21 protein-coding genes are annotated in these 26,481 nt (G+C 68.9%); 15 read left to right on the top strand and 6 right to left on the bottom strand.

Going from position 1 to position 26,481, the window contains the following annotated elements; all coding sequences use genetic code 11:
- Positions 1 to 404: 404 nt before the first annotated feature.
- The 7 genes from HZS54_RS25405 to HZS54_RS25375 all read left to right on the top strand — a co-directional run bounded on the left by HZS54_RS25405 (position 405) and on the right by HZS54_RS25375 (position 8,697).
- Positions 405 to 2,156, top strand: a complete 1,752-nt coding sequence (locus HZS54_RS25405; protein ID WP_218927103.1) for an ABC transporter substrate-binding protein — start codon at positions 405 to 407, stop codon at positions 2,154 to 2,156.
- A gap of 70 nt (positions 2,157 to 2,226) precedes the next feature.
- On the top strand, positions 2,227 to 3,237 hold the full coding sequence (locus tag HZS54_RS25400; protein WP_179919855.1) for an ABC transporter permease: 1,011 nt from the start codon (positions 2,227 to 2,229) through the stop codon (positions 3,235 to 3,237).
- Between the two features lies 1 nt (position 3,238).
- Entirely contained in the window at positions 3,239 to 4,225 is a 987-nt protein-coding gene (locus tag HZS54_RS25395; protein WP_179919854.1) for an ABC transporter permease, read from the top strand.
- Positions 4,222 to 5,274 (top strand): ABC transporter ATP-binding protein, encoded by a 1,053-nt coding sequence (locus HZS54_RS25390; RefSeq protein WP_179919853.1) that lies wholly within the window; start codon positions 4,222 to 4,224, stop codon positions 5,272 to 5,274. The genes HZS54_RS25395 and HZS54_RS25390 overlap by 4 nt, the downstream gene beginning before the upstream one ends.
- Positions 5,267 to 6,370 (top strand): ABC transporter ATP-binding protein, encoded by a 1,104-nt coding sequence (locus tag HZS54_RS25385; protein ID WP_179919852.1) that lies wholly within the window; start codon positions 5,267 to 5,269, stop codon positions 6,368 to 6,370. The genes HZS54_RS25390 and HZS54_RS25385 overlap by 8 nt, the downstream gene beginning before the upstream one ends.
- A 109-nt stretch (positions 6,371 to 6,479) precedes the next feature.
- Positions 6,480 to 6,695: a hypothetical protein gene (locus tag HZS54_RS25380; protein WP_179919851.1), complete on the top strand. Its 216-nt coding sequence runs from the start codon at positions 6,480 to 6,482 to the stop codon at positions 6,693 to 6,695.
- Positions 6,696 to 6,783: 88 nt separating this feature from the next.
- Entirely contained in the window at positions 6,784 to 8,697 is a 1,914-nt protein-coding gene (locus tag HZS54_RS25375) for a glycoside hydrolase family 127 protein (RefSeq protein ID WP_179919850.1), read from the top strand.
- A 49-nt stretch (positions 8,698 to 8,746) separates the two neighbouring features.
- Here HZS54_RS25375 and HZS54_RS25370 read toward each other — a convergent pair whose 3' ends face one another.
- From HZS54_RS25370 to HZS54_RS25360, 3 genes are all read right to left on the bottom strand, one after another.
- Positions 8,747 to 11,329, bottom strand: a complete 2,583-nt coding sequence (locus tag HZS54_RS25370) for an alpha-L-arabinofuranosidase (protein ID WP_218927102.1) — start codon at positions 11,327 to 11,329, stop codon at positions 8,747 to 8,749.
- Between the two features lie 414 nt (positions 11,330 to 11,743).
- A complete protein-coding gene (locus HZS54_RS25365) occupies positions 11,744 to 12,538 on the bottom strand; it encodes an IclR family transcriptional regulator (protein WP_179919849.1) in 795 nt (264 codons plus the stop codon).
- 82 nt (positions 12,539 to 12,620) lie between these two features.
- Positions 12,621 to 13,712: a Gfo/Idh/MocA family protein gene (locus tag HZS54_RS25360; protein WP_179919848.1), complete on the bottom strand. Its 1,092-nt coding sequence runs from the start codon at positions 13,710 to 13,712 to the stop codon at positions 12,621 to 12,623.
- Between the two features lie 234 nt (positions 13,713 to 13,946).
- Between HZS54_RS25360 and HZS54_RS25355 the strand changes: the two genes are divergently transcribed.
- From HZS54_RS25355 to HZS54_RS25325, 7 genes are all read left to right on the top strand, one after another.
- The gene (locus tag HZS54_RS25355) at positions 13,947 to 14,393 is read left to right on the top strand and encodes an NUDIX hydrolase (RefSeq protein ID WP_179919847.1); all 447 of its coding nucleotides are present in this window, start codon (positions 13,947 to 13,949) and stop codon (positions 14,391 to 14,393) included.
- A 98-nt stretch (positions 14,394 to 14,491) separates the two neighbouring features.
- A complete protein-coding gene (gene mutL, locus HZS54_RS25350; RefSeq protein ID WP_179919846.1) occupies positions 14,492 to 16,687 on the top strand; it encodes a DNA mismatch repair endonuclease MutL in 2,196 nt (731 codons plus the stop codon).
- Between the two features lie 581 nt (positions 16,688 to 17,268).
- A complete protein-coding gene (locus HZS54_RS25345; protein ID WP_179919845.1) occupies positions 17,269 to 18,210 on the top strand; it encodes a sugar kinase in 942 nt (313 codons plus the stop codon).
- A 152-nt stretch (positions 18,211 to 18,362) separates the two neighbouring features.
- Complete coding sequence (locus HZS54_RS25340; RefSeq protein ID WP_179919844.1) at positions 18,363 to 18,509, top strand: hypothetical protein; 147 nt, start codon at positions 18,363 to 18,365, stop codon at positions 18,507 to 18,509.
- An 82-nt stretch (positions 18,510 to 18,591) separates the two neighbouring features.
- Complete coding sequence (locus HZS54_RS25335) at positions 18,592 to 19,602, top strand: Ig-like domain-containing protein (protein WP_179919843.1); 1,011 nt, start codon at positions 18,592 to 18,594, stop codon at positions 19,600 to 19,602.
- A 160-nt stretch (positions 19,603 to 19,762) separates the two neighbouring features.
- On the top strand, positions 19,763 to 21,121 hold the full coding sequence (locus tag HZS54_RS25330) for an MFS transporter (RefSeq protein ID WP_179919842.1): 1,359 nt from the start codon (positions 19,763 to 19,765) through the stop codon (positions 21,119 to 21,121).
- A gap of 46 nt (positions 21,122 to 21,167) precedes the next feature.
- Positions 21,168 to 21,575: a hypothetical protein gene (locus HZS54_RS25325; protein WP_179919841.1), complete on the top strand. Its 408-nt coding sequence runs from the start codon at positions 21,168 to 21,170 to the stop codon at positions 21,573 to 21,575.
- A 108-nt stretch (positions 21,576 to 21,683) separates the two neighbouring features.
- On the opposite strand, the gene HZS54_RS25320 is transcribed toward HZS54_RS25325, so the two are convergent.
- The gene (locus HZS54_RS25320; RefSeq protein WP_179919840.1) at positions 21,684 to 22,259 is read right to left on the bottom strand and encodes an LURP-one-related/scramblase family protein; all 576 of its coding nucleotides are present in this window, start codon (positions 22,257 to 22,259) and stop codon (positions 21,684 to 21,686) included.
- A gap of 292 nt (positions 22,260 to 22,551) precedes the next feature.
- Between HZS54_RS25320 and uvrA the strand changes: the two genes are divergently transcribed.
- A complete protein-coding gene (uvrA, locus tag HZS54_RS25315; RefSeq protein WP_179919839.1) occupies positions 22,552 to 25,566 on the top strand; it encodes an excinuclease ABC subunit UvrA in 3,015 nt (1,004 codons plus the stop codon).
- On the opposite strand, the gene HZS54_RS25310 is transcribed toward uvrA, so the two are convergent.
- Both HZS54_RS25310 and HZS54_RS25305 read right to left on the bottom strand, forming a co-directional pair.
- Entirely contained in the window at positions 25,563 to 26,102 is a 540-nt protein-coding gene (locus tag HZS54_RS25310) for a PIN domain-containing protein (RefSeq protein WP_179919838.1), read from the bottom strand. The genes uvrA and HZS54_RS25310 overlap by 4 nt on opposite strands.
- A complete protein-coding gene (locus HZS54_RS25305; RefSeq protein WP_179919837.1) occupies positions 26,099 to 26,395 on the bottom strand; it encodes a UPF0175 family protein in 297 nt (98 codons plus the stop codon). The genes HZS54_RS25310 and HZS54_RS25305 overlap by 4 nt, the downstream gene beginning before the upstream one ends.
- Between the last annotated feature and the right edge of the window lie 86 nt (positions 26,396 to 26,481).

Here is a 26,481-nt window from a genome sequence, read left to right as displayed (position 1 = left end):
GCACCTGACACGACCGCCGATGCGCCCGTCGTCTCCCGGTGCCGATCCCGGTCCCGCCGACCGACCTCCGCTGACCGTCCCCCGCCGGCCGTCCCCCGCCGCGCGGTAGCGACGGCCCCCTCCCGCGGGCCCCGTTTCCGAACTTCGGTCCATCTATAGTGAACGAAGGTTACACTCAACGAAACGCCGGTGCGGTATCACGTGACGACTGGTCGGACTCGGGTGGATACCTCGGCACGTCGGGCCCGATCGGCGGCCGACAGAGCCACCTGTGGCCTCCGGAACCGCATGATTTATGTACGGGTAATCCGGAACGATAGCCCATGCCATCTGATGGCAAGCCAACGAACAGTGCAGTGGAGTCTCGACGGGTGTCGCGACGGCATCTGATTCGAGCGGGTGCGATGGGTGGTGCCCTCGCGCTCGCGGGGTGTTCGAACAACAGTGGTGGCGACGGCGGTGACGGCGGCGACGACGGCGACGGCGGCGACGGGACCGCCGGCGGCGACTTCGAGCCGGCCGACAACGCCATGACCGAAGGCGTCACCGTCAACCCGACGAACTACCAGTTCAACCCGTTCAACCTGACCCAGCCGTTCAGCCACGACATGCAGAACGACTGGTTCCAGCGGTACAACATCGCAAACGAGGAGATCACGCCCTCCGCAATCGAGGTCACGAACTTCGAGGGCGAGTCGGCGACACTGAAGGTCCGCGACGAACTCACCTGGCACAACGGCGACCCCGGCGACCCGGTGAACGCCGACGACCTCTACGCGATGCTGGTCGCCGACACGGTCACCAACGGCACGATCGGCTCGCTGTGGACCGAGATCAACCGCGCGGGCGACAAGTCGGTCGAGCTCACCCTCGACGGGACGGTCGCCCGCGACCTGTTCGACGACGGGCTGAACTACTACCAGCTCGAGGCGCCCTGGCGCAAGTACAAGGACTACGTGGAGCGGTGGGAAGACACGACGACCGCCACCGCAGTCGACGACATCCGCACCGACCTCCGGGGCGATTCCTTCGACGAACCGCACGGCAACGGTCCGTTCGAGGTGGCCGATATCTCCGGGAGCCGCATCCGGATGGAGAAGTACGACCACCACCCGGACGCCGACAACATCAACTGGGACTACTGGGACCTGGAGCGGGTGTCGACCGACACCGCGAGCGTCCTGGTCGGGATGGAGGTCGACGCCTTCCGTAACTACAACCCGCCCCAGTCCGTTTTCGAGAACGTCCCCGACGCGATGGAGTCGGCGGCCCTGCCCGCGCTGTGGGGCCAGTCGCTCCCGTTCAACCACAACGACGAGGACTTCCAGAACGTCCGCGTCCGACAGGCGGTCACGGAGTTCATCGACCGCGAGGCCGCGGCGAACAACTACGGCCGCTGGGGCCAGCCCGTCGAAGCGCCGAGCGGCCTCGTCGGCAACATCGACGGTCAGAACGAGCAGAGCGACCGCTGGCGGAACAAGGTCTCCGACGAGATGGCCGACACGCTCCACCGCTACCGCGACCCCGAGCGCGGCCGGCGGCTGCTCCGCGACGCGGGCTACCAGAAGGACGACGGCACGTGGTACAAGCCCAACGGTGACCCCTTCGAGCTCACCATCAAGGTGCCCACGCACAACGACTGGCACCCGCTGTATCAGACCATCGCCGACAACCTCTCCAGCGAGGGCATCAGCTCCGAGATGCAGACCATCGAGACCACGACCTACTGGTCGGACCACTACCTCGCGAACGAGTACAAGGTCGCCGCGACCGGCTGGACGCTCCAGCGGTCGAGTCCGTACTACGTCTGGGACCAGTACTACAACGTCGACGTGAACTTCCTCGGGATCGACCCGACGAGCGTGATGGCCCCGCCGGTCGGCGAGCCCGACGGCGAACTCCAGGAGCACGACGTCACGGAACTGCAGTCCGAGCTGCTGGTCGCCCGCGGCGACCGCTACCAGGAGCTGACCGACCAGATGGCGTGGATCACCAACCAGACGCTGCCGATGCTGCAGATCCACGAGATCAACGACGCCACCTGGTACCGCACCGACAACTGGGAGATTCCGCCGACGGACGACCCCGCCTACCAGGCGAAGTTCCCGCTGTGGTGGCTCCCGCGAATGGGTGAACTCCAGGCCAAGTCCGCCTGAGGTCACCGGGCCACGAGGACGAGTCGAGCGAAACAGTTATGATATCTCATACCACCATTTTCGATAATCGATGTACGTAGTCAAACGAGTGGCACAGGCGTTACTCACGTTCGTGTCTGTCGTCACCATTACGTTCGCACTGGTGCGAGCGATCCCGGGTGGGCCGGCCGACTTCATCAGGGCGCAGGTGATGCAGAGCGGTAGCTCCTCCGAGGTCAGCATGAGCGAGATCAACTCCCTCGTCGAGTCGTACACGAACGTTGACCCATCGACACCGCTCCACGTCCAGTACTTCAACTACCTCTCGAGCGTCCTCCAAGGGGATCTCGGCCAGTCGGTCTGGTACAGCAGACCGGTGGCGGACATCATCGTCGACGCCGCGCCGTGGACGATCTTCCTGTTGTCCATCTCGATCCTGCTCACGTTCGGGATCGGGATCGTCCTCGGGGCGGTCATGGCCTACCTCGAGGGGACTCGCTTCGACAGCAGCTCGACGGTCGTCTCGATGTTCCTGAACTCCGTGCCGTACTACATCGCTGCGATCTTCCTGGTGTACGTCGTCTCGATCCAGCTGGGGATGCTCCCTCAGTCCGGCCGATTCACGTCCGGGCTCGACCCGGGACTGAACCTCGAGTTCATCGTCAGCGTGTTCCGCCACGCGCTCTTGCCCATCGTGTCGCTGGTCGTCACCGGCTTCGGCGGCGTCGCGATCACGATGCGTGGCAACGCGGTCCAGGAGATCGGCGAGGACTACATCCGCGTGGCGCACCTCCGGGGCGTCCCCGGCAAGCGGATCGCGACACGCTACGTCGGCCGTAACGCCGTCCTCCCGATGTACACGAACTTCATGATCTCCGTCGGGTTCATGTTCGGCGGGTCGGTCATCCTGGAGGAGATCTTCGCCTACGAGGGGCTCGGACTGTACCTCCTGCAGGCGATCGAAGCGCGGGACTACCCGCTGATGATGGGGACGTTCCTCATCATCTCGCTGGCGGTGCTGGTGTGTATCCTGATCGCAGACCTGACCTACAGCAAGATCGACCCGCGTATCAGCGACCAGGGCTCCCGGGAGGCGTACTGACATGGCCGAGAAGAACTCCTCGTTCAGCCAGTCCGACGGGTCGTCCGGCGGACAGGGCGCCTCACGAGCCGACCTCTACCGCGAGTGGGTCGACATGGCCCTGCTCACGCCGATCCGCGTCGCCTGGGACGACTGGCGCACCCAGGTCGGATCGATCATCATCGGTTTCTACCTGCTTCTGGGTACCGTCGGCGTCGCGCTGGTCGAACCGCCCGTCCAGGGCCAGGGCGACCGGTACGTCCCCCCGTTCCAGGACTGGTCGGTGCCGCTGGGGACGAACGACATCGGCGCGAGCATCCTGTCGGCGACCGTCCACGCGACGCCCCCGATGCTCCAGATGATCACCGCCGGGGCGGTGTTCTCGACGGCTATCGCCACGGTCATCGGGACCGTCTCCGGCTACAAGGGCGGCCTCACCGACCGGGTCCTGACGACGTTCACCGACATCGCGATGACGATCCCGGGGCTGCCGCTGATCATCCTGCTGGCCGCGCTGTTCGAGCCGACCAACCCGGCGGTCATCGGGATCCTCATCACGATCAACGCGTGGGCCGGGCTCGCCCGGTCGATCCGCTCGCAGGTGCTCTCGCTGCGCGACCACTCCTACGTGGAGGCCTCGCGCATCATGGGCGCGCCGACCCACCGTATCCTCGTCGACGACATCATCCCGAACATCATGCCGTACGTCCTGATCAACTTCGTCAACTCCGCGCGTAACGTGATCTTCGGGTCCGTCGCGCTGTACTACCTCGGGATACTCGGCGGCGTCCACGAGAACTGGGGGATCATGCTCGACGGCGCCTACAACGGCGGCGCCATCTACTCGCTGGACGTGCTCCACTGGCTGTTCGTCCCGATGATCGCCATCGTCGGCATCTCCTTCGGGTTCGTTCTCTTCGCCCAGGGGACCGAGAAACTGTTCAATCCGCGCATCCGGGCGCGCCACGCCGAAACCGTCGAGGACGATAACGCACCCTACCAACAATGACGACTCAACAGACACACACCGCCGCAGTCAGCGACCCGATCTTCGAAGTGCGCGACGTGTCCGTGTCGTTCGACATGGACCGCGGGGAATCGCGCGTGCTCGACCGCGTCGATATGGACATCGAGCGGGGCGAGATCCTCGGCGTCGTCGGCGAGTCGGGCTCGGGCAAGTCGATGTTCGCTTCGGCCCTGCTCGACGCCGTCGTCGACCCGGGGGTCCTCACCGGCGACATCACGTTCGACCCGGTCGATGGCCCACGGATCGACCTGCTGGACCGCGACGACGCGGACATCAAGGACATCCGCTGGCGGCAGATCGCCATGGTGTTCCAGGGCGCGATGAGCTCGTTCAACCCGACGATGTCGGTCGAGGGGCACTTCCGCGAGACCCTCTCGGTTCACGACTACGACGTCGACGAGGGGATGGAACGCGCCCGGGAGCTCCTGTCGGACCTCTACCTGGAGGCCGACCAGGTGCTCGGTTCGTACCCCCACGAGCTGTCGGGCGGGATGAGCCAGCGCGCGCTCATCGCGCTGGCGCTCGTGCTCGAACCGGAAGTGCTGGTGATGGACGAGCCGACGGCGGCGCTGGATCTCTTGATGCAGCGCTCTATCATCGAGCTCATCCGGGAGATCGCCGACGAGCGCGACCTCACCATCGTCTTCATCACGCACGACCTGCCGCTGGTGGCCAACCTCGCCGACCGGCTGGCGGTGCTGTACGCCTTCGAGTTCGTCGAGGTCGGCCCCGCCGACGACATCCTGACCGGCGCGAAACACCCCTACACGCGGGCGCTGCTGAACGCGACGCCGAACCTCGACACGCCCCGCGAGGAGATGCGGCCGATCGAGGGGTCGGCGCCGGACCCGGTGAACGTCCCGGAGGGCTGTTCGTACCATCCGCGCTGTCCGCTGGCTGACGACACCTGCCTCCGGGAGGACCCGCCGCTGACCGACGACGCCGACGGCCACGCGGCCGCCTGCCACTACGTCGACCGGGTGCCGGAGGAGGTGCCCCTGACGCTCCAGGAGGTGACCATCGATGAGTGAGGAACCGGTCGTCTCCCTGGAGGACGTGGAGGTCCACTTCGAGTCCAACTCGACGGTCCTGCCGTGGGGTGACGACCCCGAGGTCGTCCAGGCCGTCGACGGCGTCTCGCTGGATATCCCCGAGAACGACGTGGTCGCGCTGGTCGGCGAGTCCGGCTGCGGAAAGACCACACTGGGCAAGACCGCGATCGGCACCCAGCGCCCCACCGGCGGGGCGGTGAAGTACAAGGGCCAGGACATCTGGAAGGCCAACGACGGCGAGGGGAACGTCGAGATCCCCTTCGAGGAGATCCGTCAGTCGCTGCAGATCATCCACCAGGACCCCGGCGCGTCGCTGAACCCGAACAAGACCGTCCAGCACACGCTGGAGGCGCCGCTGAAACTGCGTCACGCGGAGATGGACACCTTCGAGCGCCGCGAGCGCATCCACGAGATGCTCTCCCGGGTCGGGATGGAGCCGCCCGAGGACTACGCCAAGCGGTTCCCCCACCAGCTGTCGGGCGGCGAGCAACAGCGCGTCGCGCTCATCCGCGCGCTGTTGATGAACCCCGACCTCATCCTCGCCGACGAGGCGGTCAGTGCGCTGGACGTGTCCCTGCGGATCGACATGATGGACCTGATGCTCGACCTGCAGGACACCTTCGACACCTCCTTCCTGTTCATCAGCCACAACCTCTCGAACGCCAGTTACATCGCCGGCAAGGCCGACGGTCGCATCGGCATCATGTATCTCGGCGAACTCGTCGAGATCGGCCCGATCGACGAGGTGCTGGAGAACCCCACACACCCCTATACGAAGGCGCTGATGTGGGCGACGCCGAACCTCAACCCGAAGGCCGACGACGGCGGCTCCTCGCCGCTGCGGAAGATCGACGTGCCGGACCCGCGCAACCCCCCCGCCGGCTGCAAGTTCCACACCCGCTGTCCCGAGGCGCGGGAGGCCTGCACCGGCGAGATGCCCGACGCCATCGACCTCGGGAACGGCCACGAGGTCGCCTGCTACCGGGCCGACGACAACCACGACTACTGGTCCAGCCCCGAACTCACCGACGAGGACGACGAGCGGGCCGGAGCCGAGGAGTCCGTCGCGGACTGACCCCGCGGTCCGGTTCGCCCGCCGCTCGCCCGACACCGTGGCGACCGGCGCCGCGCCGTCGGCGCGACCGTCCAGTAGTTCTTTACCCCGCACCCGGCAACGAACGCCCATGAACGCGAGCGAGGGAGTCTTCCGCACGCTGCTCGCCGTCGGCCTGGCGCTGCTGGTGCTCACGGCGGGCCTCTTCGTCCTGCAGGAACCGGGAACCGGCGGCTACGCCGTCACGGTCATCTCGCTGGTCGCCCAGGCCGTGATGGTCCTCGTCGGCGCCGCCGGGCTCTACTTCGAGTGGGACCCGCTGGCCCCGCTGTTCGACGAGGAGTGAACGTCTCCCCGACTCGACGGGCCGCGTTTCACGGTGTGAACCGACCAGTAGAGTTATTCTCCCGGTGGCGCAACTCCGGAGTACTCGCATGCCCAGTCAGTACACCGTCGGCGTCGGAGAGGTCGCCGTCGACGACGACTTCTGGTCGCCGTGGATCGACCGCAACCGCGACGTGACGATCGAGTACCAGTACGAGCAACTCGAGGAGTCGGGCACCCTGGAGAACTTCCGCCGGGCCATCGAGGGGAAGGAGGGCGGCTTCCAGGGGATGTGGTTCCAGGACACGGACGCCTACAAGTGGATCGAGGCGGCGAGCTACGAACTCGCCAAGGCCGACGACCCCGACCTGCGCGAGCGGGTCGACGAGGTGATCGACCTGATCGCCGGCGCGCAGGAGGAGTCGGGCTACCTCGACACGTACTTCCAGCTCGTCGAGCCCGAGAATCGGTGGACGAACCTCAACATCATGCACGAGCTGTACTGCGCCGGTCACCTGATCGAGGCCGCGGTCGCCCACCACGAGGCCACCGGCGAGGAGTCCCTGCTCGACGTGGCCGTCGACTTCGCCGACCACGTCGACGATATCTTCGGCGACGAGGTCGACGGCGTCCCCGGCCACGAGGGGATCGAACTCGCCCTGGTGCGGCTGTACCGCGTCACCGACGAGGAGCGCTACCTCGACCTCGCTCAGTATTTCGTCGACCTGCGCGGCCACGACGACCGCCTGGCGTGGGAACTCGACAACTCCGGGGAGATCGGCGGCGCGTCGTGGGACGACGGGGCGCTCATTCCCGCCGAGGGCGGCGGGAGCCTCTTTCTCGACGACGAGGGCGAGTACGTCGGCACGTACGCCCAGGCCCAGGCGCCCGTGCGCGAGCAGGCGGCCGTCGAGGGCCACTCCGTGCGGGCGATGTACCTCTACGCCGGCGTCGCCGATCTGGTGGCCGAGCGCGGCGACGAGGAGCTTCGCACGGCGATGGACCGCCTGTGGGCCAACATGACCGAGAAGCGGCTGTACGTCACCGGCGGTATCGGCTCCGCGCACGAACACGAGGGGTTCACCGAGGACTACGACCTGCCGAACGAGTCGGCCTACGCCGAGACCTGCGCGGCCGTCGGGAGCGTCTTCTGGAACCAGCGGCTGTTCGAACTGGAGCCCGACCCCGCCTACGCCGACCTGATCGAGCGGACGCTGTACAACGGCTTCCTCGCCGGCGTCGGGATGGACGGCGAGGAGTTCTTCTACGTCAACCCCCTCGCCAGCGACGGCGACCACCACCGCAGCGGCTGGTTCACCTGCGCGTGCTGTCCGCCCAACGCCGCCCGGCTGTTCGCCTCGCTCGGCCAGTATCTCTACTCGACGGCCGGCGGCGAACTGTACGTCACCCAGTACGTCGGGAGCAGCCTCTCGACGACCGTCGACGGCACCGAGGTCGAACTCGCCCAGGAGAGCGCCCTCCCGTGGGCCGGCGAGGTGACGCTCGACGTCGACGCCGACGACACCGTCCCGATCAACCTCCGGATCCCGGAGTGGGCCGACGAGGCGACGGTCGCCGTCGACGGCGCGGAAGTCGACCACGACGGGAGCGGGTTCGTCCGGATCGAGCGCGAGTGGGACGGCGAGCGGGTGGAGCTGACGTTCGAGCTGGAGCCCGAACTCGTGGCGGCTCACCCCGCGGTGGAGGCCGACGCCGGCCGCGTCGCCGTCGAGCGCGGCCCGCTCGTCTACTGCGCCGAGGCCGTCGACAACGAGCGACCGCTGCACCAGTACGCCGTCGACGAAGCCGGGAGCCTCGAAGCGAGCCACGACGAGGACCGGCTCGACGGCGTGACCGTCCTCGAAGCCGACGCGACGGTGCCGGACCTCGACGGCTGGGACGGGGAACTGTATCGTCCCGTCGGCGAGACCGACCGAGAAGAAGCGGGTCTCGAACTGGTCCCGTACTACGCCTGGGACAACCGCGACCCGGGCGCGATGGCGGTCTGGCACCGCCGAGCCTGAGTCGACGCCCCGGGACCGGGGGCCCGACCGAAACCGACGGGACGGCCGCTCAGTCGCCGTCGCCTTCCTCGCCGCTCTCGTCGTCGCCGTTGCCGTTGTTTCCGTTTCCGTTACCGTTGTTGCCGTTCCCGTTGCCGTTGTTGCCGTTCCCGTTCCCGTTTCCGCGGCCGTTGCCCTTGCCGTTGCCGGGACCGCCGCGCTCGTGGCCGCCGCCGCAGAAGTCCTCGTGGTAGGGTTCGCCGTCGGGCGCGACCTCGATGCCGTGCCAGACGCCGTTGTCGCCGACTCTGTCCGGCTGCCCGCGGTCGTTGTCGACGTAACACCGGACGACCGCCGCCGGCGGCAGGGCGAGCGAGAGCGTCCCGTCGTCGCCGACGGTCTCGACGGTCGTCTCGGCGACGTAGTTGTCCGGCGTCGACCACGAGGTGATGAAGTCGTGGGGGAGCGGCCGCTCGTCGGCGGTCGGGACCACCGCGACCACCTCGACGGAGCTGCCGGCGTACTTCTCGCCGACCTCGACGGTCGTCTCGGCGGACTCGCTGAGGTTCCGATTGGTGAGGAAGACGGCCAGTTCCTGCCCGCGGCGGTCGACCATCCCCGCGGCGTCGACGTAGGGCACGTCCTCCATGCGGTCGATGCGCGGCCCCGTCTCCGGGATGGTCCGGGAGTCCCCGTCGATACCCACGTCGACGGCGTGCCACTCGGAGTGACCGTCGAACACCGCGCCGTAGAGGGCGGTGACCGTGCCCGCGGGGGCGAGCGGGTTCGGGTCCGGCGGGGCCTCTTCGTCGGCCGGCGGGAACATCCGCACCGGCCACCACGTCTGGGAGGCCTCCTTGACGGTGTCGCTGCGGCGGATGAAGGCGTTGAGCATCCCCGCGATGTACGACCCGCCGGGCATCGTCTCCGGCCCGGGGTAGGGCGCGCCCGAGTCGACGGTCGGGAACAGGCCGTACTCGCCGACGTTGACCCGGAAGTCCTCGATGCCCGCGTCGGCCGCCCGGTCGGCGAGGTTCTCCATGAGTCGGTCGAACTCCGTCGGGAACATCACCAGCACCTCGTTGTAGTCGATGGCGTCGGCGCCGTTGCGCTGGTACCAGGCGTCCCGGTCCGCCTGGTTCTCGATGCCCCAGTTGTAGCGGTGGAGGTCGACGCCGTCGAGGCGGTCGCCCGCCTCCTCGAACAGCGTGCCGTTCCACGCGTCGGGGTCGGGGGTGTTCGACTCGTCGTAGCCCGGGTCCATCGCGTCGGCGTAGACGGTGATGTCGTCGTCGACGGCCGTCATCTCGTCGTAGTAGGTGGTGAAGCCGATCCGCGCGTCGGAGCCGCTGGCGTACTCCGAGGGGTTCTGGGTCGACCCGCGCTGCCAGGGCCCCCAGACCTCGTTGCCGACCTCCCAGTGGGTCACGTCCCACGGCTCCTCGTAGCCGTGTTCGGCCCGCAGCGCGCCCATCTCGGTGTCCGTCGAACCGTTGACGTACTCGACCCAGTCGGCGGCGTCCTCGGGGAGGATCTGCCGTTCGGAGGCCCACTCGGGCGGGTTGTCCCACCAGCCGATCGTGAGCCGCGGCGTGAGGTCGGCCACCTCGCAGAGTTCGAGGTACTCGGCGGTCCCGAAGTAGTTGGGGTTGATGCCGCCCCAGGCGTGGTTGAACCGGACCGGCCGCTCGGATTTCGGCCCGACGCCGTCGCGCCAGTTGTACTGGCTGGTGAAGTTGCCGCCCGGCCACTTGAGCCAGGTCGTGTCCTGCTCGCGCATCAACTCGACGGTGCTGGGGTTGAACTTCCCGCGGACGGCGTCGTCGGCGGCGAGGTTCACCCAGTCGACGTCGACGTGGCCCTCGCCCTCGGCGGCGAACTCCAGGACGTACTGCCCGTAGGGGGTGTCCACGTTGGTGCCGCCGGCGACGTACTGGTCGCCGCTGGCCGCGTCGAGTTCGAGGTGGACCTCGTGGCGTGTCCACTCGTCGGTCACGTCCAGGTCGGTCGCGGCCAGTTGCTCCCCGTCGAGGGTCGTCAGCGCGGCCCGGACGGTGTCGGGGCCGTCGCCGCGGACCGACACGGACAGATCGTAGCCGTGGGTCCGGAAGTCAGGCAGGACGATCTTCTGCGAGATACCGCCGCGCGCGCCGTCGACGGCGACCCGCTGGTAGTCGGTGGTGTCGATGGCCGCGACGCCGCCCGAGCGCTGTTCGAAGGTGACGCCGTCGCCGCCGACGGGCTCCCAGGGGAAGGGGATCCCGTCGGCGCGCTCGATCTCCGATCCGGGGTAGAACGTCCGCGGGCCGAAGTAGTCGTCTTCGGACCACGACCGCGGGTAGAACGTGGGGTTCTTGACGTGCTCGGAGTACACCCCCGGATAGATGGTCCCCGACTCGTAGTGCTCGGAGAGCCGGCCGAACAGCCCGTCCGAGACGGCTTCCTCTGTCCGGTCGTCGGGGTCGACGGAGACGGTGTTGCCGACGCTTGCGTCGGTCCCATCCCCGTCCGTCGGGGCCGCGCTCGCGACCGACCCGGCCCCGGCGCCGGCCACCACCGCCGCCTGTAGCGCCATGAACCGCCGCCGCGACAGGCCGCTCGATTCGCTGCCGTTGCTACTCGTTCGCCCGCGGGCTTCGGGATCGCTACCCATACGCCACGCACATAGTAAACACTATACAAAACAATTATGGAATCTGTCTTACTAATATCTGGTCTCGCTCCCGCATACGGCTCTACATATAATTTAATCTAGGAAAAATATAAGTGATGGCCGATTCGACTGTCTGACGGCAGGCGCGTAGTCGACCACTGTCAGACCGAACGACTCCTACGTCCCCCCGTAGGACGACATCCCCACACGTCGCTCGGAAGCACAACCATGCGTCACGGATCGCCTGCCACACTTGCGTCTCTCCCCTCTTTCGACGCCGCCGCGACGACCCGACCCGGAGCGGCGCCGACGGCCCGAACCGAACAAAAGTAACAGTTTTCGAGTATACATAGAAACGCGATACGATCGTCGAATGGCGTCCCGATCGGTCGTCGACGGTCGCGGGATCGGCGGTCACAGCGCGTCGGACCACTCGGAGTAGGTGGTGTTGAACTCGACGACGCCGACGACGTTGTGGAGCCGCGAGGGGATCTCCGAGCGGAACCGCTCGTCGGGCATGCGGTCGAGGGGGGCGGAGACGCTGATCGCGCCGAGCAGCTCGCCCGAGCGGTCGGAGACAGCCGAGGCGACGCAGCGGACGCCCTCGTCGCGCTCCTCGTCGTCGAACGCGATGCCGCGCTCGCGGATGGTCGAGAGAGCGGCACGCAGCTCGTCGGGGTCGGTGATGGTGTTCGCGGTCCGCCGGGGCAGCGGCTCCTCGGTGAGGAACTCCTCGAGGCGCTCGTCGGGCAGTTCGGCGAGGTAGGCCTTCCCCGCGGCCGTGCAGTGGAGGTCCTCGACGGTGCCGGCGTAGGTCGGCGGGTCGTCGACCGCGTCGCCGGTCGCCTGGTAGAGGGTGATCGCGCGGCCGTCGCGGACGACGATCAGCCGCGCCTGCTCGCCCGTCGCCTCGGCCAGTCGGTCGACGTTCGGCTTGGCCACGTGGAAGAGCCGCTCGCCCGTCCGCGCGGTCGCGCCGAGCGTGAACAGCCCGAGGCCGAGCCGGTAGCGGCCGTCTTCGGCGGCGAGGTAGCCGTCGTCGGCCAGCGTCGCGAGGTAGTGGTGGACGGTGCTCTTCGGGAGGTCGAGCGCCTCGGCGAGCTCCGTCACGCCGACGCTGTCGCGCTCGCGTACCGCCTCGAGGATCCGAAACGCCGTGCCGACCGAGGCGATCCGGTCCCCGCCCCGTCCGGTGTCACCGTCGTTCATGTCCCCCACTGTCCCGGTCGACACTTAACCGTGTCCCGCCGCCGGGTCGTCGGCGCCGTCGCGCGCGGTACCGGGGCCGACTTCAGACCCGGCCGCCGTCGGCGGCCTCGTAGATCCGGTCGAGGACGCGCTGGACCGCGAGCGCCTCCTCGGCGGTGCAGCGGTCGGGCGACTCGCCGGTCTCGACGGCCGCGAGGAAGGTCGCGAGTTCGTCCCGAAACGGGTCGTTCGCGGGCGGGACGAGCTCGCTGTCGACGTAGTGGTCGACCACGTCGCTGCGCGCCTCGTACAGCCGGAAGTCGCGGTGGTTGCGACCCGACGGGTCGACCGACTCCAGCGGCGTCGTGATGTCCAGCGAGACCCCGGCCTCGGTGCCGCGGATGTTGTACTCGTGGCGCCGACGGGCGTTGGCGGCCCACGCGACTTCGAGGTGGGCCGTCCGGCCGCCCTCAAACTCGCAGAAGGCGGTCACCGAGTCCTCCACGTCGTACATCTTCGCCTCGTCGTCCTCGCCCCACATCTCGAGGTAGGCGTAGTCCTCGCGGTCGCCGAAGTCCGAGCGGGTGGTCGCGATCACCTCCTCCAGCTCCGGCCAGTCGTAGAAGTCGAGTACCAGATCGACGACGAACGACCCCACGTCGATGAGCGCGCCGCCGCCCGCGATCTCCCGGGAGGTGTACCACGTGCCCAGCCCGGGGACGCCGCGCCTGCGCATGTAGCGGGCGTCGACGTGCGTGACCTCCCCCAGCCGCCCGCTCTCGACGTAGGCCTTCGCCAGCCGACAGCGGTTGCGAAAGCGGTGGAAGTAGCCGCACATGCAGATGCTATCGGTCTCCTCGGCGCGCTCGACGATGCGCTCGGCGCTCGACAGGTCGTGGGCCAGCGGCTTCTCGACCAGCACGTCCAGCCCGGCGTCGAAGGCCTTCAGCGCCGCCGTCTCGTGGAACTTGTTCGGCGTCGAGATGATCGCGGCGTCGATGCCCGCCGCGTACAGCTCGTCCAGCCCCTCGTACATCGTCGCGTCGTAGCGGTCGCGAAAGCGCTCTTTCGCCCGCGGGTCCAGGTCCACCGCGTGGACCGTGTGGTCCAGCTCCTCCAGGAACTCCGCGTGAGTCTCCCCGTGCTCGCCGAGCCCGACGAGTCCGATGTCCATGTGGGGGGCGTCGTCGTCCATAGCCGACCCTCCGAGCGGACCGACGTATGGGTTTTGGTCACCGACCCGTCCACCGCGAGGTTACCCACCAGCGATACTGTCTGATGATGTATCTTTCCTCAAAAGTATACGAATAGTTATCGAACTTCGAAGGTGCCGTTCGGCGCCGAAGACGGCGGTAGTGTGGCAGACGGTTCGCGGCGGCGATAGTCCGGAGGGAAACGTTGACGGTGATACGACCAGATTCCCACTACCATGGGCGAGTCGTACTTCAGGGGGCACGTGACCCAGCGGGGGATCGTCTTCGGCCCGCGCGGTGACGTGTTGCTCGTGACGAGTGGTCTGCGTCCGTGGACGTTTCCGGGGGGACGGATCGAAGCGGAGGCGGACCCGGAAGCGGCGCTCCGGCGGACGCTCTACGAGCGGGTCGGGCTCCACACGACCGTCGAGGAGCCGGTCAAGACGGTGACCGACATCTGGGGCAGCGGCGACGAGCCGGTGTACGCGGTGCTGTACCGCGTCCAGGCCCGCAGCCGTGACGTGGACCTGGGCGAGGAACACGACGACTTCTGCTGGTACACGCCCGACGGCGCCGTCGAGGAGATGCACTTCAAGTCGCTGGAAGCCGCCGTCGAGCGGGCGGTGACCAACCACGAGGCCGCCGAGTGGACCGCCGAGACCGAGGGCCCCGACGGGGAGTGACCGTGGTCCGGGGTCGGACTACCGGTGCGGCCACAGGCGACGCGACCGCGGCCGACGCTCCGGGACTGTTTTGAGGGCGCCGCCCGGACGGGGTGGTGATGGTCGACATACGCCGGCTCGACGACGCGACCGTCGAGCGCATCGCCGCGGGCGAGGTGGTCGAGCGCCCCTCGTCGGTCGTGAAGGAACTCGTCGAGAACAGCCTCGACGCCGACGCAACCCGCGTCGAGGTGACCGTCGAGCGCGGCGGCAAGGACGGCATCACCGTCGCCGACGACGGCATCGGCATGACCGAGGCGGAGGTCACCCGCGCCGTCGAGGAACACACCACCTCGAAGATCCGCGACATCGACGACCTCGAATCGGGCGTCGGGACCCTGGGCTTCCGCGGCGAGGCGCTGCACGCCGTCGGCGCCGTCTCGCGGCTGACGATCACGACCCGTCCGCGGAGCGACCGCGACGTGGACGACGCCCGCGGCACGAAACTCACCGTCGAGGGCGGCGAGGTGACGAGCGTCGAACCGGCGGGCTGCCCCGAGGGCACGACGATCGAGGTCGACGACCTCTTTTTCAACGTCCCCGCCCGCCGGAAGTACCTCAAGCAGGACGGCACGGAGTTCGCCCACGTCAACACCGTCGTCACGAGCTACGCGCTCGCGAACCCCGACATCGCCGTCTCGCTGACCCACGACGGCCGCGAGACGTTCGCCACGACGGGACAGGGCGACCGCCGCGAGGCCGTCATGTCCGTCTACGGCCGCGACGTGGCCGAGTCGATGGTCCCAGTCGAGGTAGACGCCGCTGCCCTGCCCGACGGCCCCCTCGACGGGGTGTCCGGACTCGTGAGCCACCCCGAGACCACCCGGAGCACCCGGGAGTACCTGTCGACGTACGTCAACGGCCGGTACGTGACCGCCGGCGCCGTGCGCGACGCCGTCATCGAGGCCTACGGCCACCAGCTCGCGCCGGACCGGTACCCCTTCGCCGTCCTCTTCCTCGACGTGCCCGCCGGCGACGTGGACGTGAACGTCCACCCGCGCAAACTGGAGGTCCGCTTCGCCGACGAGGAGGGCGTCCGCGAGCAGATCGAGACGGCCGTCGAGTCGGCGCTGCTCGACGAGGGCTTGCTCCGCAGCGGCGCCCCCCGCGGCAAGTCCGCGCCCGAGCAGGCCGAGATCGCGCCCGAACGCGGTGACAACGACGACGAAGCAGACGGCGGTCCTGCCGACGAACCGGCGGACGACGAGTCGCCGGGTGCGACCGGACCGGCCGACACGACCACCGCTTCGACGACCGGGCCGACGTTCTCCTCGGACCCGTCGGCGCCGTCGCCCCGTTCGACGCCCGCGTCGGAAGCGGATCCGTCGAGGGAATCCGGCGCCGACGGCGGCGAGGGCGCGACCGCTGCGGACGCGGGTGCGAACGCGAGGACCGCGGCGGACGACGGGGACGCGGCCGCGGGCTCGGTCGACGACGGGGCGACCTCGGAGCCCGCCGCTGACAGCGGGTCGACACCGGACTCGCCCGAGGTCGAACCGTCGGCCGATCCGGCGCCGCTCGACTCGACGGCAGCGGGCGACAGGGACGACCGCGGCCGCAAGTTCGCCGGCGGCCACGACCAGGCGCGACTCGGCGACGGGGAGTCGGTCGAGGCGGCCGCCGACGAGGCGTCGGCGTTCGATTCGCTCCCGTCGATGCGGGTGCTGGGCCAGCTCCACGGGACGTACGTCCTCGCCGAGACCGACGACGGGCTGGTCATGGTCGACCAGCACGCGGCCGACGAGCGGATCAACTACGAGCGGCTGCGCGCCGAGTTCGCCGGCGAGACGACGACGCAGGCGCTCGCCCAGCCCGTCGAACTCTCGCTGACGGCCCGCGAGGCCGAGCTGTTCGAGACCTACGGCGAGGCGCTGTCGACGCTGGGCTTTCGCGCCGAGCGCGTCGACGACCGGACGGTCGAAGTGCGCACGGTCCCCTCGCTGGTGGCCGACACGGCCGACCCCGACCTGTTGCGGGACGCGCTGGCGGCGTTCGTCGACGGCGAGGGGTCGGCCGCCGAGACCGTCGAGGCCGCCGCCGACGAGCTGCTGTCGGACCTCGCCTGTTACCCCTCGATCACCGGCAACACCTCGCTGACCGAGGGGTCGGTGACGGACCTCCTCGAACGGCTCGACGACTGCGAGAACCCGTGGGCCTGCCCCCACGGCCGCCCTGTCGTCGTCGAGTTCGACCGCGACGAGATCGAGGCCCGCTTCGAGCGCGACTACCCCGGCCACGGCGGCCGACGGGACTGAGTGGCTGTCTCTGCGGCGATTCGTGGTGGTGTGGGGCTCGGCCCAACGATCGCTTTTGCGCGACCGAAACCCTCACTCGACCGCGACCGCAAACAGCGTGAAAGCCCCGACCGCCTCGACTCGCGCGGCTCGCTGCGCTCCTCGGGCTTCGCCCTGCGGTGCTTGCTTCCCCGGGCTTCGTCGAGGCGGTCGCCCCTTTCATTCCCGCCCACACAGACTGACCGGCCAGCCGACACGGGTGGGAATGAAAGGGGCCGGCCGCTCGTTGCCGCCCCGGCGAAGTAAGCACTGCAGCGAACGCAGTGAGCGAAGCGCGCAGCGAGTCGCGGCGGTACGAGCGGCCGGGGGCTTTCACGCCGTTCGCGGTTCCGATCACGAGAGCGGTCGCGGTAGCGGTCACTGTTCGAGGGGCTTTCACGCCGTTCGCGGTCACGGTCGAGTAGCTGTTCGCGGTCGCTCTCGCACACGATGGATCGCTGTCCACCCCCACCGTCGCACGGACACGAACACCGGCGAACGCCAAAACACGAACACCGGCGAACGCCAAATGAACTAAACCGGATGCTACCGATCGGAGGGGTATGACAGAGCTGGTGACGTTCGGCGAGACCTCGTTGCGGCTGTCGCCGGTCGGCGAGGAACGGCTGGAGACCGCCGAGGACGTGCGGATGCGGGTATCGGGCACGGAGAGCAACGTCGCGGCGGCGGCCAGCGCGATGGGGACCGACGCGACGTGGCTGTCGAAACTGCCGGACTCGCCGCTGGGCCGGCGGGTCGAGCGGACGCTGCACGCCCACGGCGTCGACACGGAGATCGCCTGGGCCGAGGAGGGCCGGCAGGGCCTCCAGTTCGCCGAGCAGGGGCCGACGCCGCGGGCGGACCGGCTGCTCCAGGACCGGGATCGGGCCGCCGCGGCGTCGGTGACGCCCGGCGAGTTGCCGATGGACCGGGTCCAGCGCGCCGACGCCACCTTCGTCGCCGGGAGCACGCTCTCGCTGTCGGGCGACATCGTCGAGACCGCCGAGGCGGTCCTCCGGGCGGCGGGCAACGGCCTCGTCGCGATGGACCTGGACTTCCAGCCCGGTCTCTGGTCGGTCGAGGCGGCCCGTGAGACGATGGACGGGGTGTTCGACGCCGTCGACGTGCTGATAGCCAATGAGGACCAGGCCCGGGCGATATTCGACCGGACCGACGAACCCCGGAAGTTCGCCCACGCCATCGCCTCCAAACGGTCGTTCGACACGGTCGTGATCACGCGGAGCGAACGCGGGGCGCTGGTCTGCAGCGACGGCGTGATCCACGAGCAGGACGGGATCGAGGTCGACGCGGTCGACCCGGCGGGCCAGCACGAGGCGTTCACCGGCGCCTTCCTCGAACGGGTGCTCTCGGGGGCGGGCGCGAGCGAGGCGCTGACCTACGGCGTCGCGAGCGCGACGCTGGCGCGGACGATCCCCGGCGCGATGACGACCGCGAGCCGCGGAGAGGTCGAGTCGCTGGCCGCGGACCTCGACGGCGGTCGCTGACCGGGCCTCGACGGCGGTCGCCGACCTCGGCTTCGCCGCCGAGCGGGCGCGGCGGGCGGGACGGCCCGGCGGTCGGGCGCCCGCGGATGCGCCGGACGGGACGACGGTGAGATGCCGACAGAGATATGAGGTGGCCAGCCGAGGGTCCAGCTATGTCACGGGCACGCACGAAGGCGATCACGATCGCGTTCGCGGTGTTCGTCGCCAGCGCGTCGTTCGTCGGGGGCGTCGGCGCGCAGTCGTCGGACAGCGTCACACTCACCGTCACCGTCGTCGACGAGGGGGGGGAACCCGCTTAGTAACGCGGAGCTGTCGGCCACGTGGGACGACGGGGGACCGGTCAACCGCACCACCGCCGGCAACGGCAAGGCGTTCGTCGACGTGGCCGAGGGCGCCGACGTGACCATCAGGGTCGACCACCCTCACTACGTCCGAAACCAGCCCTACGTCGTCGAGAACGCCAGCGAGGGCGACGTGACGATCGAGGTCGCCCAGGCCGGCCGGGCGACGGTCACGGTCGAGGGGGCGAGCGGCCCGGTCGGTAACGCCATCGTCCGCATGTTCCACGACGGTCAGCCGGTCCTCAACGAGCGGACGGCCGCCGACGGGACGTTCACGACGCCCGAGATCGAGCAGGGCAACTACACGCTCGTCACGTTCAAGGAGGGGTACCTGCGCAACCGGACGACGCTGACCGTCGACGGGGAGGTCAGCCAGCGGATGGGGATCCGCCAGGAGTCGGTGCTGGTCACGTTCGCCGTCAGCGACGACCACTTCGACCCGCCGCGGGCGGTGACGAACGCGATCGTCACCGTCCCGGGCGTCGCCGACGTGACCACCCAGGGGACCGGAACCGTCAGCGTGAGCGTCCCCGTCAACAGCGACTACGAGGTCACGGTCACCAAGCCCGGGTACGACTCGGTCACCGAGCGGCTCAGCGTCCGGGAGTCGGAGACCACGCTGAACGCGACCATCCAGCGGACCCCCGCTATCAGTCTCCGCGCCGACAACGACCGGGTGGTCGTCGGCGAGTCGGTCCGGGTGACCGTCACCGACGAGTACGGCAACCCCGTCCCCAACGCGTCGGTCAGCCGAGCGGGCGCGTCCGTCGGCGAGACCGACGGCGACGGCGTCCGCAGCGTCCGGATCGAGAGCGCCGGGAACGTCACGATCTCGGCCGAAGCGGACGGACGAACGGCCGAGATCACCGTCGAGGGCGTCGGGTCGGGCGGCGCGGCGACCGCGACCGCGACGGGGACGGCGACCGCCTCGCCCACGGTCGCCGGGACGCCGACCGAAACCGCCGGCGGACTGGGGCCGGGCGTCGGCGTCGCGGGCGCGCTCGTCGCGCTCCTCGTCGGTGCCCTGCTCGCGCGGCGTCGCGGCGAGTGACCGTCGGCCCCGGCCGGCGCGGCGACCGACACCGGACCGGCGCGGACCCGTCCCGACGGACTATATAGCCGATCTGTCGAGAACGTCCCGCAGGGGAGCGGAAACCGGAAATCGTCGCCGCGTCGGCGAGGTTTAGGTCGGGGGGAGTGAACCTCCGACCATGGCAACGGAGTCGCCGAGCGTCCGGTCGACGGTGCGGCAGTTCGTCTCGCTGGAGCGGGACGTGCTCGTCCTCTCGCTGGCGATGTTCGCCTTCAGCCTCGGCTTCCAGATGACCGGCCGCTACCTCTCGGAGTACCTGGTCGTCCTCGGCGCCTCCCCCTTCGTCGTCGGTCTCTACGGCTCCTTTGGCAACGTCATCAGCGCGGTCTACCCCTACGCCGGCGGCGTCTTCTCCGACCGCGTCGGATCCCGGTACGCCCTGACGCTGTTCGGCCTGCTGTCGACGCTCGGGTTCCTGTTCTGGCTGGTCGCGCCGCTGGTCGGGCCCGTCGACCTCGGGGCGGTCGTCCTCGAACCCTGGCTCTGGATCTTCGTCGGGCTCGTCCTGGCGCAGGCCTGGAAGTCGTTCGGGCTGGGCGCGACCTTCGCCATCGTCAAGCAGAGCGTGCCCGACGACCGGCTGGCCCGCGGGTTCGCCAGCACGGAGACGTTCCGCCGGAGCGCCTTCCTGATCGGCCCGCTGCTGGCGGCCGGCCTCCTCTTCCTCGTCGGCGGCGGCACCGAGTCGGCCATCCTCCCCGGCTTCCTGTACGTGCTGGGCGTCGCCGTCGTCTTCGGCGTCGTCGCCACGGCGATCCAGCACGTCAGCTACGAGGCCGACGCCGACTCCTTCGGCACGGAGTTCGAAGGCGTCGCCCAGATCCGGAGCGACCTCGCCGAGTTGCCCGAGGTGCTCCGCCCGCTGCTGGTCGCCGACACGCTCGTTCGCTTCGCCAACGGGATGGTGTACGGCTTTTTCGTCCTCGTGATCACCCGTATCTGGGAGCTCGATGCCACCCTGTTCGGGTTCTACCTCAACCCCGCCGTCTTCTTCGGCGTCCTGCTGGGCGTCGAGATGGTCGTCGCGCTCGTCTCGATGGCGCCCGCCGCCATCGCCGCCGAGCGCGTCGGCCTCAAGCCCGTCGTCGCGCTCGGGTTCGCCGTCTACGCGGTCTTCCCCGCCCTCCTGATCTTCGCCCCGGCCGACCCGCTGGTCGTCACCGCCCTGTTCGCGTTCTCCGGGCTGCGGTTCGCCGGCCTCCCTTCCCACAAGGCGCTCATCGTCGGCCCCGCCGAGCGCGACGCCGGCGGCCGCGTGACGGGCGCGTACTACCTCCTCCGGAACGCCATCGTCATCCCCAGCGCCGCGCTGGGCGGCTACCTCTACGACAGCGCCTGGACGGTCGAGTTGCCCGCCGGCCCGCTGGAGACGCTGACCGCCGGCCCGGAGCTGGCCTTCTCCGTCGCCACCGTCGTGGGGATCGTCGGGGTCGCGTACTTCCTCGTCTTCGGCGAGGAGTTCGCCGCCTACGCCTGAGACGGGCGGCGACAGCCCTTTCTCCGCGCGGTTGCTAGACGATCGCATGGCTATCGACGACGACCGACCGGGCGACGACCTGACCGACCGGGAAGTCGAGGCGCTCCACGAGGTCGAACTCGGAGTCGAGTGGCTCCGGCGAGCCCACGGCAAGCTCGTCGCCTTTCACCACAACACCGGCCACGCGATGGAGCACCTCGAATCGGCCGAGGCGCTGCTCCGCGAGAGCGGCCACACGGACCTCGCCGACGAGATCCGCGACAGCCACCTCCCCCGCGGCGTCGTCGACGAAGATCGCTGGTCCTACGACGTGCTGGCGTCGTTCGAACACGAGTTCATGGCCGACGTGAGCGGACTGGCCGACCGCGCCCGGAGGGACCTGGCCGACGGCCGCCACCACGTCGCCGAGCGCCGTCAGGAACGCGAGTGGAAGCGCGACGCCGACCCGGAGTGAGTCCCGACGGGACCGGACCGACGAGCGGTCGCCCGGCCGCGCCGCTCGGCGGGGTCGTCCACCGTGCCCGGCCGGCCGCGGCGGACCTCGAACCCGACGAACGCGGCGTCAGTTGCCCTGGATCGCGTCGATGACCATCGCCGCGGCGACGACGGGCTCTTTCGGGACGCTGCTGGCGTCGTCGATCGTGACCTCGTAGCGGTCCTTCAGCGAGAGCTGCCCGTCGATCGAACCGACGTGGTTGCCGTCGAGGTCGGTGATCTCGTACTTGTGCGGGATCCACCCGCCGAACGGGACGACGTTCCGGGCGAGGGTCACGAGCGCCCCGCGGGAGTTGATCTCCGCGAGCTTCGACTCGTCGCGCGCGTCGCGGATCTTCCAGGTGTCCTGCAGCAGCGAGTAGTCGTTGTCGAGGATGACCAGGTCCTCGCCCGTCTGGGCGTCCGAGAGGACGTAGTTGCCGGCCACGTCGATGATGCCGCCGGCCTTGACGGTGAACACCTCGTTGTCGTTCCCGTCCGTGAACGGGAACTCCTCTTTCATCTTCAGCATCTTCTGTTTCCCGCGCAGCACGACGTTGCCCGCCGCGTCCATCGCCTTGTACTTGTTCCGGATCAGCGACTGTTCGACCGTGTAGCTGTCGTCTCCCAGTTCGATCCCCGCGATGTCGTAGCTCCCAGCCATGTGCGCCCTAACTGTTCCACCCCTGGTATTTAAATTTCAGCGTCAGTAGGTCGGTCGAACCGTCTCGGCGGCCGTGGTCGACGGGGAGCGGCGCGGTCGCTCGGCCGCGGACCTCGTCCTGGCGCTCGGGCGCGAGGAGCCGCGGGTGTTCGTCGTCGCCGACGGCGAAGCGGACCGCGTCGTCGCGCGGATCCGGGCGAACGCAGCGGCCGAATCGGGGGGCCGATCGGGCGGCTCGACCGGACCGCGAAACCGACAGTGTTTCACACCACCGAGCCCTGACGAAGGATAGATGAGCAAAGACGTCATCGAGGTCCGCGGGGCAGAGGAACACAACCTCAAGGACGTCGACGTAACGATACCGCGGGAGGAACTGACGGTCGTCACGGGGCTGTCGGGGTCGGGGAAGTCCTCGCTCGCGTTCGACACCGTCTACGCCGAAGGGCAACGGCGATACATCGAGTCGCTGTCGGCCTACGCCCGGAACTTCCTCGGGCAGATGGACAAGCCGAAAGTCGAGAACGTCGAGGGGCTCTCGCCGGCGATCTCCATCGACCAGAAGAACGCCGCGAACAACCCCCGCTCGACCGTCGGCACCGTCACCGAACTCCACGACTACCTCCGCCTGCTGTACGCCCGCGTCGGCACGCCACACTGCCCGGAGTGCGGCCGCGAGGTCGGCGAGCAGTCGGCTCAGCACATGGTCGACCGCGTGCTCGAACTCCCGGAGGGAACCCGCGCGAAGGTCCTCGCGCCGGTCGTCCGCGACCAGAAGGGCGCCTTCGAGGATCTGTTCGACGACCTCGTCGCCGAGGGGTACGCCCGCGTCGAAGTCGACGGCGAACAGCACGACCTCTCGCTCGACCGCCCGGAACTGGACGAGAACTACGACCACACCATCGACGTGGTCGTCGACCGGATCGAAGTGAGCCCGGAGGCCCGCTCCCGAATTACGGACTCCGTCGAGACGGCGCTGGAGGAGAGCGACGGCGTCATCAAAGTCGCCGTCCCCGACCCGCGCGAGGACGTGGAACTCGGGGGCGCCGAGTCGCGGTCGGTGGGCGATCTGGGCGCCGACGACGCCGGTGACGGCGACAACGAGGACGGCGACGCGACCGACGACCGCCTCGTCGTCGAATTCTCCGAGGACCTCGCCTGCACCCACTGCAACGTCGACATCAGCGAGATCGAGACCCGCTCCTTCTCGTTCAACAGCCCCTACGGCGCCTGCCCGGAGTGCGAGGGCCTCGGCGAGACCAAGGAGGTCAGCGAGGACCTCGTGATTCAGGACGCCTCGAAGCCGCTGAAACACGTCTTCGAGCCCTGGAGCTACGACCGCACCTACTACTCCCGACAGCTGGACAACGTCGCCGAGCACTTCGGCGTCCCGCTCGACACTCCCTTCGAGGATCTGGACGAGTCGATCCGACGACAGTTCCTCTACGGCACGGACTCGCGGGTCCACTTCGAGTGGCGCACCAAGAACGGCACCCGCGAGAAGACCGAGCGCTTCGAGGGCGTCATCCCGAACCTCGAACGCCGCCACGTCGAGACCGACTCCGACCGCGCCCGCGAGCACATCGAGGAGTACATGGCGACCACCCGGTGTCCCGCCTGTGACGGCACCCGCCTGAAGGCCGAGTCGAGAGCCGTCCTCGTCGACGGCACCGCGATCACCGAGGTCAACCGGCTCTCGATCGGCGACGCCCTGGAGCACTTCGAGAACCTCGAACGCGCTCTCGGCCCCCGCGACACGAAGATCGCCGAGGAGATCCTCAAGGAGATCAGGGCGCGGCTCGGGTTCATGTGCGAAGTGGGACTGGAGTACCTGACCCTCGACCGGGAGGCCGCAACGCTCTCGGGCGGCGAGAGCCAGCGCATCCGCCTCGCCACCCAGATCGGGAGCGGCCTCGTCGGCGTCCTCTACGTCCTCGACGAGCCCTCCATCGGCCTGCACCAGCGCGACAACGACCGCCTGCTGAACACGCTCGCCGAACTGCGCGACCTCGGCAACACCCTCCTCGTGGTCGAACACGACACCGAGACGATGCGGCGGGCGGACAACATCATCGACATGGGGCCCGGCCCCGGGAAACGCGGCGGCGAGATCGTCGTCAACGGCGACTTCGACGAGGTGATCGACACGGACGAATCCACCACCGGCGACTACCTCTCCGGCGAGAAAGCCATCCCGGTCCCCGCCGACCGGCGCGACCCCGACGGCAACCTCACCGTCGAGGGCGCCCGCCAGCACAACCTCAAGGACCTCGACGTGGACCTCCCGATCGGCTGTTTCACCGCCATCACGGGCGTCTCCGGCTCGGGCAAGTCGACGCTGATGCACGACGTGCTCTACAAGGCGCTCGCTCGCGAGATGCACGGCAACTCCGACGTGAACCCCGGCGAGCACGACGGCCTCTCCGGCCTCGACGCCATCGAAACGGTGCGACTCATCGACCAGTCGCCCATCGGCCGGACGCCCCGCTCGAACCCCGCGACCTACACCAACGTCTTCGACCACATCCGCGAACTGTTCGCGGAGACGAACCTCGCCAAACAGCGCGGCTACGAGAAGGGCCGCTTCTCCTTCAACGTCAAAGGCGGTCGCTGTGAGGAGTGTGGCGGACAAGGTACGGTCACCATCGAGATGAACTTCCTCTCGGACGTGCAGGTGCCCTGCGAGGCCTGTGGCGGCGCCCGCTACAACCGCGAGACGCTGGACGTGACCTACAAGGACGCCACCATCGCCGACGTGCTCGACATGAGCATCGACGAGGCCTACGACTTCTTCGAGGGCCACAGTCAGATCCGTCGCCGGCTGAAACTCCTGAAGGACGTGGGGCTGGACTACATGCAGCTCGGCCAGCCCTCGACGACGCTCTCCGGTGGTGAGGCCCAGCGCGTCAAGCTCGCCGAAGAACTGGGCAAGAAGGACTCCGGCGAGACGCTGTATCTCCTCGACGAGCCGACCACGGGGCTGCACCCCCACGACGAGCGCAAGCTCATCGACGTGCTCCACCGGCTCACCGACGACGGCAACACCGTCGTCGTCATCGAGCACGAGCTCGACCTCGTGAAGAACGCCGACCACATCGTCGACCTCGGCCCCGAGGGCGGCGAAGCGGGCGGTCAGCTCGTCGCCGAAGGGACGCCGGAGGACGTGGCCCGGACCGAGGGCTCGTACACCGGGAAGTACCTCCGGGACCTGCTGCCCGACGTGGACATGGAGGGGCCGCGGGGCGACCGCGTCGTCACCGCCGACGCCGACGGCGAGGCCGAGCAGGCCCCGCGCGCCGACGACGACTAAGCGTCGCTGGCGGCGTCGTCGATCAGCCGTTCTGCCCTTTTAACCAGACTCGCGCTCAGGCGCGCGCCGACCTCGTCCATCGCGTACACCAGTTCTTTCGCTTCCGCACCGTCGACGGCACCGCGCTCGACGGCGCGGATCACGACGCCGATCGACCCCGAGACCGGGACCGAGAGCGTCTTGCACGTCTGCCGGAGCGGTTTGTCGTCGGTCACTACGACGACCGGATCGTCGGTTCCCAGCGCGTGGGCGAGCAGTCCCGCGTCCCCCGACTCGCCATCGGTTCCCAAGTGCGTCCGCGCCGATTCCAGGTGACCGGTAGCGCGGCTGACGTTCGCGGACCCGTTTTCGCGGGCGTCGTTCAGGGCGCGCCGGGACCGCTCGTCGACGAGTTCGTCGGCAACTCGCAGCGGGACGACGACGCTTCCATCCATCCCGACCAGCAGGTCGACGGCGTCCACGGCCGCCAGCGCGATGAAGGCGCTCGCGTCGACGAGGAGCGTCCGTTCCGCTCCCTCGCCGTCGTCGCCGCTCATCGCAGCGCGTCCACGTCGTCGGCCAAGTCGGCCTCGTCGTAGTTCGAGAGGACGCCCCGGTCGTTGGCCTCGGCCATCATCTCCCCGATGGTCAGGCCCGCCAGGTCGGCCGCGCCGCGCATTCCGACCTCCCCCTCCCGATACCGCTGGAGCGCCAGTCGGACCAGCTCCTCCTGTGCCCCCCGACGCACGGCCTTCCGGACGGCTTCGCTCCGGCTCTCACCGCTGGCGTCGGCCAGCCGCTCCACCAGATCGAGTTCCTCGTCACTCATGCGCGTCGTGACGTTCTCCATGCGCGTTGCAACGCGTTGCAATGCAATAGGTTCGTCGCACGGTCGAGGGTGGTCTCCCGATCCGATAAAAGCGTTCGCGACCGCAC

This window comes from Halosimplex pelagicum (assembly GCF_013415905.1).
Classification (GTDB): Archaea; Halobacteriota; Halobacteria; order Halobacteriales; family Haloarculaceae; genus Halosimplex; species Halosimplex pelagicum.
The sequence above is the reverse complement of the archived record's forward strand: the minus strand, read 5'-3'. Positions and strand labels throughout refer to the sequence as shown.

Bases quoted from the DNA above. Each gene is read 5' to 3' on its own strand.
- HZS54_RS25360 (WP_179919848.1), bottom strand. From the start codon at position 13,712: ATGGACGACGACGCCCCCCACATGGACATCGGACTCGTCGGGCTCGGC.
- HZS54_RS25370 (WP_218927102.1), bottom strand. From the start codon at position 11,329: ATGGGTAGCGATCCCGAAGCCCGCGGGCGAACGAGTAGCAACGGCAGC.
- HZS54_RS25305 (WP_179919837.1), bottom strand. From the start codon at position 26,395: ATGGAGAACGTCACGACGCGCATGAGTGACGAGGAACTCGATCTGGTG.
- mutL (WP_179919846.1), top strand. From the start codon at position 14,492: ATGGTCGACATACGCCGGCTCGACGACGCGACCGTCGAGCGCATCGCC.
- HZS54_RS25345 (WP_179919845.1), top strand. From the start codon at position 17,269: ATGACAGAGCTGGTGACGTTCGGCGAGACCTCGTTGCGGCTGTCGCCG.
- HZS54_RS25365 (WP_179919849.1), bottom strand. From the start codon at position 12,538: ATGAACGACGGTGACACCGGACGGGGCGGGGACCGGATCGCCTCGGTC.
- HZS54_RS25375 (WP_179919850.1), top strand. From the start codon at position 6,784: ATGCCCAGTCAGTACACCGTCGGCGTCGGAGAGGTCGCCGTCGACGAC.
- HZS54_RS25355 (WP_179919847.1), top strand. From the start codon at position 13,947: ATGGGCGAGTCGTACTTCAGGGGGCACGTGACCCAGCGGGGGATCGTC.
- HZS54_RS25320 (WP_179919840.1), bottom strand. From the start codon at position 22,259: ATGGCTGGGAGCTACGACATCGCGGGGATCGAACTGGGAGACGACAGC.
- HZS54_RS25405 (WP_218927103.1), top strand. From the start codon at position 405: ATGGGTGGTGCCCTCGCGCTCGCGGGGTGTTCGAACAACAGTGGTGGC.
- HZS54_RS25380 (WP_179919851.1), top strand. From the start codon at position 6,480: ATGAACGCGAGCGAGGGAGTCTTCCGCACGCTGCTCGCCGTCGGCCTG.
- HZS54_RS25310 (WP_179919838.1), bottom strand. From the start codon at position 26,102: ATGAGCGGCGACGACGGCGAGGGAGCGGAACGGACGCTCCTCGTCGAC.
- HZS54_RS25390 (WP_179919853.1), top strand. From the start codon at position 4,222: ATGACGACTCAACAGACACACACCGCCGCAGTCAGCGACCCGATCTTC.
- HZS54_RS25395 (WP_179919854.1), top strand. From the start codon at position 3,239: ATGGCCGAGAAGAACTCCTCGTTCAGCCAGTCCGACGGGTCGTCCGGC.
- HZS54_RS25325 (WP_179919841.1), top strand. From the start codon at position 21,168: ATGGCTATCGACGACGACCGACCGGGCGACGACCTGACCGACCGGGAA.
- HZS54_RS25385 (WP_179919852.1), top strand. From the start codon at position 5,267: ATGAGTGAGGAACCGGTCGTCTCCCTGGAGGACGTGGAGGTCCACTTC.
- HZS54_RS25330 (WP_179919842.1), top strand. From the start codon at position 19,763: ATGGCAACGGAGTCGCCGAGCGTCCGGTCGACGGTGCGGCAGTTCGTC.
- uvrA (WP_179919839.1), top strand. From the start codon at position 22,552: ATGAGCAAAGACGTCATCGAGGTCCGCGGGGCAGAGGAACACAACCTC.
- HZS54_RS25400 (WP_179919855.1), top strand. From the start codon at position 2,227: ATGTACGTAGTCAAACGAGTGGCACAGGCGTTACTCACGTTCGTGTCT.
- HZS54_RS25340 (WP_179919844.1), top strand. From the start codon at position 18,363: ATGTCACGGGCACGCACGAAGGCGATCACGATCGCGTTCGCGGTGTTC.